Origin of the sequence: Cupriavidus basilensis, from assembly GCF_029335485.1 — a bacterium.
Lineage (GTDB): Bacteria > Pseudomonadota > Gammaproteobacteria > Burkholderiales > Burkholderiaceae > Cupriavidus > Cupriavidus basilensis_E.
In genome coordinates this window covers 1-6,347 of sequence record NZ_JARJLM010000690.1, presented here as the reverse complement: position 1 = coordinate 6,347, position 6,347 = coordinate 1, and the positions used below count along the sequence as shown (strand labels likewise).

At 59.7% G+C, this 6,347-nt stretch carries 8 protein-coding genes and 1 pseudogene; 8 read left to right on the top strand and 1 reads right to left on the bottom strand.

Annotated features, from left to right (window positions below; translation table 11 throughout):
- From P3W85_RS42780 to P3W85_RS42750, 7 genes and pseudogenes are all read left to right on the top strand, one after another.
- A partial coding sequence (locus P3W85_RS42780) for an MFS transporter (RefSeq protein WP_276269271.1) occupies positions 1-872 on the top strand: 872 nt, incomplete at its 5' end.
- A 32-nt stretch (positions 873-904) separates the two neighbouring features.
- A complete protein-coding gene (locus P3W85_RS42775) occupies positions 905-1,027 on the top strand; it encodes an MFS transporter small subunit (protein ID WP_276269270.1) in 123 nt (40 codons plus the stop codon).
- Between the two features lie 302 nt (positions 1,028-1,329).
- Positions 1,330-1,794: a Tn3 family transposase gene (locus P3W85_RS42770; protein WP_276269269.1), complete on the top strand. Its 465-nt coding sequence runs from the start codon at positions 1,330-1,332 to the stop codon at positions 1,792-1,794.
- Positions 1,795-1,949: 155 nt separating this feature from the next.
- Positions 1,950-2,177 (top strand): hypothetical protein, encoded by a 228-nt coding sequence (locus P3W85_RS42765; RefSeq protein ID WP_430869720.1) that lies wholly within the window; start codon positions 1,950-1,952, stop codon positions 2,175-2,177.
- Positions 2,178-2,326: 149 nt separating this feature from the next.
- Positions 2,327-2,698, top strand: a complete 372-nt coding sequence (locus P3W85_RS42760) for a DUF6388 family protein (RefSeq protein WP_276269268.1) — start codon at positions 2,327-2,329, stop codon at positions 2,696-2,698.
- 126 nt (positions 2,699-2,824) lie between these two features.
- Positions 2,825-3,613 (top strand): restriction endonuclease, encoded by a 789-nt coding sequence (locus P3W85_RS42755; RefSeq protein ID WP_346430335.1) that lies wholly within the window; start codon positions 2,825-2,827, stop codon positions 3,611-3,613.
- A 133-nt stretch (positions 3,614-3,746) separates the two neighbouring features.
- Positions 3,747-4,108: pseudogene (locus P3W85_RS42750) on the top strand (transposase); the annotation flags it as partial.
- Between the two features lie 338 nt (positions 4,109-4,446).
- Here P3W85_RS42750 and P3W85_RS42745 read toward each other — a convergent pair.
- Entirely contained in the window at positions 4,447-5,259 is an 813-nt protein-coding gene (locus tag P3W85_RS42745; RefSeq protein ID WP_276269266.1) for a hypothetical protein, read from the bottom strand.
- 191 nt (positions 5,260-5,450) lie between these two features.
- On the opposite strand from P3W85_RS42745, the gene P3W85_RS42740 reads away from it, so the two are divergent.
- The gene (locus P3W85_RS42740) at positions 5,451-5,837 is read left to right on the top strand and encodes a hypothetical protein (protein WP_276269265.1); all 387 of its coding nucleotides are present in this window, start codon (positions 5,451-5,453) and stop codon (positions 5,835-5,837) included.
- Positions 5,838-6,347 lie beyond the last annotated feature (510 nt).

Here is a 6,347-nt window from a genome sequence, read left to right as displayed (position 1 = left end):
TCGGCGGCGGCGCGATGATCGGCGCGCCATTGTCGGTCGCCTTGATGAACCACTTCAAGAGCGCGACCAGCGCGGGCGTGGCGCAGACCTTCCTCGTCATGGGCGTGGTCTATTTCATCTCGATGTCGATCGGCGCGATGGCCATCCGCATCCCTGCCCCGGGCTGGGCGCCCCCGGGCTACATGCCCACCGCCAATGCTAGCAAGATGGTCACGCACGCCAACGTGCATATTGACCAGGCGCTGAAGACGCCGCAGTTCTACCTGCTATGGCTGATCCTGTTCCTGAACATCACGGCCGGCATCGGCGTGCTGGGCCAGGCCGCGGTGATGATCCAGGAAACCTTCAAGGGCACCATCACTGCCGCCGCCGCGGCCGGCTTTGTCGGCCTGCTCAGCATCGGCAACATGACGGGGCGCTTCCTGTGGAGCTCCGCCAGCGACTACTTCGGCCGCAAGGTAACCTACGCCATCTTCTTCGCCTTCGGCGCCGCGCTATACATGGCCGTGCCGGCCGTCGGCGCGTCCGGCAACGTGGCCCTATTTGTGGTCTGCTACTTCCTGATCCTCACCATGTACGGCGGCGGCTTCAGCACCATTCCGGCCTATCTGGCCGACATGTTCGGCACGGCCTACGTCGGTGGCATCCATGGGCGCCTGCTGACCGCCTGGGCCGCCGCCGGGATCGCCGGGCCGGTGCTGGTGAACTACATCCGCGAGCACAAGCTGGCAATGGGCGTGCCCAGGTCGGAGGTCTACGTCGACACTCTGCACATCATGGCGGGCCTGCTGGTGGCGGGTTTCGTCTGCAACCTGCTGATCCGGCCCGTGCATGATCGCCACCACCTGCGCGAAGTGGCCAGCGCCGCCTGAACGCCATTCCCCAACACACAGGAACCCCAGCCATGCAAAACGACCGCACTTTCGGCAAAACCCTGCTGCTGCTCTCGTTCTGGGCCTACGTGCTCATCCCGCTGGGCGCGGGCATCTGGTCGACTCTCGGCAAGGCCATGACGCTGTTCAGCTGAGCGCCCGCACCGGCGGTCCGCTGCGTCCCGATCCGTCAATAAAGCGGCCGCCGGCGCAGTCCATGGAGCTGGTTCCGGATCGTTGATGCAGCGGGATCCATCCATGACTGTGATCCCGCGCAATAGCGCTATCTGTATTTGCTTTGTGGCGCCTTGCAAGCGCTTCTCCCGGCTCTGCAAACTGACCTTTATCGGTTCCGCAAGAACTGTATCCTTCGCGGGCAGGCTCTAGTCCCTACGCTTGCCCGTAGTGTCGCGCGACACGCCGTCGTGCCGGCGGCACCCCCACGGAGAGCACATCGATGCACGGACTCACAAGCGCGGTCAAGCTCTACGATGCCTCTGGCACACGCTCCCGGCATCAGAAGTTGCTACGCGGGTACCTCCACATTCGGCCGGCCGAGGCCAACACGCTGAAATGGCTGGAGGCGCTCGCAACCGATGCGGCGCACACCAAGGTCGAATTGCCCGACATCGTCAACGTGCTGATCGAAGAGCTGATCCGGGTACGGTGCGAACTGCGCAAGGTGATCAAGTACAACCAACTGGTCGCCAACATGGTCATCCTCCACAACGTTCAGTGGATGTCACGCAAGCTGAAGGATTTGCAGGAACGCGGGCACCCGGTGAATGCCGAAGTGCTGAAGGCGCTGTCGCCATACCGCCGCGAGCATGTCAACCGGTTCGGCAATTACCTACTCAACTTGCAGCGGCGCGTGCCGCCACTCGATCCATCGATCGATTTCCTATTCAAATCAGCGGCTTAGCGGAGATGTGGCGGATTTTTTGCGAATCCCGGCCGACCCTCGGATAGGGTGCGTTCTCCCGGTTTCGTAGCAGGCCAACGCGAGGCCTCCACCACCCTGCGAGCCGCGTGGGCGCCGCGCAGTAGGTCCGCCTCGTCAGCAGGACTGGTACGACTATGAGCTGTAAGATCGGGCCGCTGTGTCAGTTCGCCCGGCGGCTCAGGCCTTACTTGCTAGGCATAGGCATTCTCGCCCACGCCCGCTGGCCCTTGGGCACCAATGTGGTTGAAGCCATCAACACGCTGATCATGGTGATCAAGCGCATTGCCTATGCTTCCGCTATGACCGCATCGAACGATGCCGCGTCCGTCGGCATGCTGCCATTTCCATCCATAAAGGTGTAAATAGCCGCTCGAAGTTTCAGTTCATTGCCTGTCATATCGTTCGTTGGTAAGCCGAGATACCGGTATATCGCCGACGAAAATATCGGACGTTGTCAAGCATAAATTTAGCGGCGTGAGCGATTTTCCGGAGATACTAGTGGCATACTTCCATGCATCTCAACTGCAAATCCGGTTTGGCAAAGCGAGCAGAATTCCAAGCTCGATACAAAATATCTACCGACATGAGTAAATTGACCGAAGAGCAAATTGCGCGAGGACGCGGCAGATTTCTGGCAGACCACCCACAAGCTGTAGACCGAGTGAACGCTATCACGCAAGCGGTAGCAGACGCGCTGGGGGAGGAAGTGACAGAACTGCGACGCATCGAGACAGCAAAAGCCATGAGCGAAGCCGCCGCCGCGGAGGGAATCGACGGCTTCGAGTATCTGCTACGGTACGCAATTGACGATGACGACGAGCGCAATCGCATCCTTCAGCAGAACCGAGAGGCTCACGAGCGTGCCGTTGGACTGCGCTGGTAAAGAGCCGGTCGGTCTTCCGTCCTGTTGCGCAGGCAGTTAAAGGGTTTTCGAGTATGACGAACCAACGTTCGATGGCAGGTCTCATAGCTCTACTGAATGAAAGCACCACGAGACCCGAAGTAGGAGATGGGCCAGGGCTCGAGGACCATGTCCGCAATGTCTATCAGACTTTGCTTGACCTCGAACTTGAGAACGCTGTCGTCGGGCGTGGAGTCACGCTTACGGGGATCAAAGGGGAGCATTTACCAGATAGACGTGTACTACGAATTTGAGATTGCTGGTCTGCGACACCGTGTTGCGATTGAATGTAAGAACACCAGCCGCCCCATGGAAAGGGATGATGTTCTAGCGTTTGCAATGAAAGTGCACGATTGCCAAGGGGTGGTCGGCGTAGTTGTATCAGCCAACGGCTATCAAAGTGGGGCTGTTGACTCCGCCAACGAAAATGGCCTGAAGGTGCTGTCGGTTGAAGAACTTCCGTCCATTGGGCAACTTCTTGCCTTGCGCTTGGACAACGTTGTGATGCCTGGCCCTGAAGTGAAAGGCGAACCGTTCTGGACGTTGTACGACCTCGAGACGAAAGAACCCTATTCCTTTACACAAGGGGATGAGATCTTTGGAGCGCTGTTCATCTCGCGCGCTCACGCTGAAGAGTATGCGAGAGTGTCTCACTTGAAGCCCCGGTGGACCGTGCGGGGGCTGGGAATGCGGCATCTTCGGGCTTACATTCTGACCGCCGATGCGGTACGGGCACGATATCTCATCGTACAGCCACATATCGCAAATGCTATCCCGATAAACGGCTTTGCATTTGCGGAAATCAACCGCAAGCGTCTGATCTCCGACTTCTATTCAGGTGGACCGTTGCCCGCAACTCCGATGATCATGCCCGGACGACGAAAACGGCGCTCATAAATTTGTTCACAGTTCTTGCAGAACTTTGTTCCCGACCCCATGGGCACGCCTGCTGGCGCGCTGGAGAGCGCGCGTCGGCGGCAGGCACGGCGCACCAACTGCAGCGCGTTTTCCATATAAGAAACCGCGCCAAAGCCAACTCGATTTCTCACGAGCAGCCGTCGATTCGTCGTCGATGCGAGCTGTTGGGGCGGGCGACAAACGGGTCCGAACCCCACGGATCGCGCGCGACCAAGCTCCAAGCACCACATCCTCGTCGACGCCAACGGAATCACCGTCAGCGCGATCCTGACCGGCGCGAACCGAAACGACGTCACCCAACTGCTGCCGCTCGTCGACGCGATTCCACCCATTCGCGGCGTGCGTGGCCGACCACTTCAGAAGCCCAAAATCATCTACGCCGATCGCGGCTACGATTCCGAACTGCATCGGCAGAAGCTACGCGAGCGCGGCATCAAGCCGGTGCTCGCGAAACGCCGAACCGAACTCGGCTCCTATTCCAATTTGTCAGCGCTGTCGCTTTTGTTGTGATTGCGGCTGTCCTGGGACGCGCCGCATACGTGGGTTTCGCAGCTGCCCTCCCTCACGTCATCCCACCGCCTCACATCGAGCGGCTTGTCGCGAGACTGGACGCGCGGGCTGAATTCGATCGATATCGAGAGAAGTTGCTTTTGTTGTCCGGCGTTGGCCCCCAATCCGAATCGACGCTTTTCGCCATCCATAACGCGTTGCACGCTGCAAGCCGGGCCGGATGCATCTCAACCTGAAGATGGGCGCAATAACGTTGAGCTCTTGCAGTTCAAGCCCCGCTCAGTTCGTTTCTTGCCACGCCACTAGCCGTCGATGGATGCAATCGACGTAGGAAAAGCTACTTTGCTCACATCCGGCAGCCTGCAACGTCTCTTGTCATATCTGATGGCGGAGTACGAATTGACGGTCGATGGCATCGCCCAGAAATGACCAGTGAGCGTCGCGCCGTTCCGGCCCGCGCTGGAGCGCTCCCAGTCAGCGAAGAAACGCGCCAGCCTCAGCTTGAGCGTGCGCAACTGCGGATACTCATCGAAGTGGCGAGTTGAACGCGCCTCACCGGTCCGCATATCTCGTGTGCGGATGACGATTCGCTCGTGCTCGGCCTTTTCTGCGTCGTCCAATTGCACCTCAAGGCGCAGCACCTCCGCCAGATCCTCGATGCTCTCCAGGCGATACGACGGCGGTCCAAAAGCCATGCACTGGTCGAGCGACACGCCCCTGCAGCCGCTCTGCTCCATCAGGCTTTCTGGCGACCTTGGTGCCGCGTAGACGGCTGGGGCGAACAGCTTGCGCTCAATCCAATACTGGTACCGGCTGATGATGATCTGGAAGAACTCGGCGGTACCCGTGCCATAGGGTGCAACCAGGCAAATTCGCTCGATCTCCGCATCGGCAAAACGCAAGGGGCCGTCCCTATGCTTTCTCCAAACAGCCGTTGGATCACCGCCGGCTTCGCTGAGCTCCACGTTCAACCACTGACCGTATTCGCCAAGAGTCGTGCCATCGGAGCCGATCACGAGGCAATGTGATGTGGCAAGTGAGAAGCCGTCCCGAACATTGCCGAGCCGAACCGTATCCATGCCCGTCGAGCGGCGCAGGGCGGCGATCAGTTGCAAGCGGGCAATTCAAACTGGCAGCTCGATCGCGCTTAGCTTGGCCGGTCAATACGTCACCGCGCCACGTAAGCGTGAAATTATACGCACTGGGTGAGTTACATTCCTTGCACCCGCGCGCGCTCCATAGCGCGCGGTTCTGATGGCGTCAAATCCGTGACGCCCGTTGTTTCCCTCCATATCAGGTGAGGCACATGACTCATTCCAGAATCCCCGTCCAACTTAAGCGTGAAATTGAGGCAGACCTACAGGCCAAGGGCACTTTTTTGCCAGGACTCTATCTTTTGTCGGTCGCTGATTCCTCACCAGTCATCTATGAGTTTCTGTCATTGGCGTCCCGTGAGGAGGCCTGTGAGTACCTCGATTCTTGGTACCGTCAGTTTGGAATACCACAATGCCAACTTCTTGGCGAAGGAGCCCGGGAGGTGCTTCGATATCTTGTTACCGTCAACACAGGCGGCGAAATAATGGGCGAAGATCTGCTTGCAACGGAGAGATTCCAACGCGATGGCAGCGGCTCATTCATGCCAGTACACAGCTTGATCGGCACTGCCAACATCAGCGGCAGCCAACCCCTGTGAGAGATTGCCCCATTTCCGGCACGTGCTGACAGCGGCGCATGTCATGGATCTTCAATACGACCGTGCCCGACAGTGGCGCGGTGCCCCCTCGCGCCTGGCACCGCTGCCGTGGAATAGCATCGCTGCGTCGAGCCAGGCCTTCGTCACCCTTGGCAGCGACAAGCCAACGAACCGACGCTGAGCCTGGCCGCCCACCCCGGCTGCCGCCGGGGCGCGGGCGCACAACGGGCCGGCTCATACCGGCCCGTTCCATTTCTGGCACTCAAGAAGGCCCTCCCCGCGAGGCGCGTACCTCCCGTGCCGAACTGCAGGAAAGGCGGGACTCTGAGCGGCGCGAGATCCGGGCTGCGTTGGACGCGCCCATCACAAGGCAGTCTTCCAATGCGGTTCATAGCCGGAGGCTGGGCGACGCCCGCGCTTCTCAAGCTTGCGTCAGTCTCGCGACCACCATTCCAGGACCGTTCGGCCACCGCTCGCCGGCGTGCTCCAGAGGCCAACCGATCTCGTCCA